This window comes from Rhodosalinus sp. (assembly GCF_041685465.1).
GTDB lineage: Bacteria > Pseudomonadota > Alphaproteobacteria > Rhodobacterales > Rhodobacteraceae > Rhodosalinus.
The window spans coordinates 1-1,554 of sequence record NZ_JAWLFS010000208.1; the positions used below are offsets into that span (position 1 = coordinate 1).

2 protein-coding genes are annotated in these 1,554 nt (G+C 75.2%); both read right to left on the reverse strand.

From position 1 onward, the window contains the following. Window positions 1–188: 188 nt before the first annotated feature. On the reverse strand, window positions 189–632 hold the full coding sequence (locus ACESL7_RS12495) for a DUF411 domain-containing protein (protein WP_372893646.1): 444 nt from the start codon (window positions 630–632) through the stop codon (window positions 189–191). A 69-nt stretch (window positions 633–701) separates the two neighbouring features. Continuing rightward, window positions 702–1,478 (reverse strand): SseB family protein, encoded by a 777-nt coding sequence (locus tag ACESL7_RS12500; RefSeq protein ID WP_372893647.1) that lies wholly within the window; start codon window positions 1,476–1,478, stop codon window positions 702–704. Window positions 1,479–1,554: the final 76 nt, after the last annotated feature.

The following is a 1,554-nucleotide window of genomic DNA, read 5'->3' on the forward strand; positions in this document are numbered from 1 at the left end:
AGCCCGGGTCCGCGCCCGGCCTGTCCATGGGAAGGCGCGCCGGCGATGTCCCGCGCAGAAGGGGCGACACCCGGCACCTTGAAAGGGCCGCGCCGGCAAGCTGTCGTGGTGCCGCGGCCCTCGGGGCCGGCAGGCGCGGCAGAAAGCACTCGTCCCCGGGCGCAGGCCGGCGCCCGGGCGTCCGCCGCCTACTCGTGACGCGCGAAGACCTCGGTGCTGCCGTCGGGGCGGATCAGGTGCACGGCGTAGGGCTCCGACCGGTTGCCGAAATCCATCCCCGGCGAGCCGAGCGGCATCTCCGGCACGGCGAGGCCGACTGCGTCGGGGCGCTCGTCGAGCAGGCGGCGGATGTCCTCGGCCGGGACATGCCCCTCGATGACGTAGCCATCGACCTCGGCGGTGTGGCAGGAGGCCATCTCCGGCGGCACGCCGAGATCCATCTTGCGCCGCACGAGGGTGCCGCCGGCGACGTTCTCTCCCTCTGCGCGGAAGCCGTGCTCCTCGACGTGCTCCATCCAGGCGACGCAGCAGCCGCAGCCGCTGGTCTTGGCGACGGTGATCTCGGTGGCATGGGCGAGCGCGGGCACCGCGGCGAAGAGCGCGGCGGCGGCGAAACGACTGGCGCGGATCATGGAAGAATCTCCCTCGAGTGCGATTTCAACACGATAAAGCCTCCCGCCGGGGGAAGCTCAAGCCTTCCCTTACCGCAGGCGCGGCGGACGGTCCGGGTCCTGCCCGGGGGGCGCGGGGCCCTCTGGCGCCTCGGGCGCGGGCAACTCGATACGGAGCGCCACCGCCGCGAGCCGGTCGGCGAGCGCCTCTCCCGCCTGCGAGAAGGCGAGGTCGAGCCAGCCCGCCTCCAGCCCCGAGAAGGCGAGCGCCTCGCCCGCCGCCTGCGCCAGCGCGCCCTCCGCGCCCGGCGCGGTGCCGGTGAAGGCCAGAAGCGCCGCACGCCCGCCCCCCGAATACTCCGCCTCGGCGAGCCAGGCGGCGGAGGCCCGGCCGGCCGCGGCGGCGAGCCGCGCGTCGAGCGCGGCGAGCAGCCCCTCGGGTAGATCGCCCGGCGGGTGAAGCGCCACGGGCCGCTCCGCGATGGCGCGCGGCGCCTCCGGCGCGCGCTCGGCGAGCCACGCCATCGCCTCCGCGGGCAGCAGGATCGCCGAGGGCGCCTCGAGGTTGAGGCCAAGCCCGACGTCTTGCTCCGCGAGCATCCGCGCGAGCGTGCGGCCCGATATCGCCGCATAGGGCGCCGCACCGCCGGCAAAGGCGGACAGCCGCTCCTCAAGGTCGAAGGCGACGACTATTCGCCCCTCGTCCAGCGGGAAGATGCGCGGGCTGAGGCGATCCTCGGCCGGCTCCTCCTCCAGCAGCAGGTAGAGCTCCGAAAGCGCGAGCCGGTCGTAGAAGGCGCGGCGGCGCGCCTCGTCCTCCGGGGCGGCCTCCATCGCGGCGTGGGCCTGATCGAGGGGCGTGTCCATACCGCGCGACCTAGCCGCGCCCGAGGGCCGCGGCAAGGCGCGCCGGGCGAGGTATCGACAGACGCTGCCCCCCGGC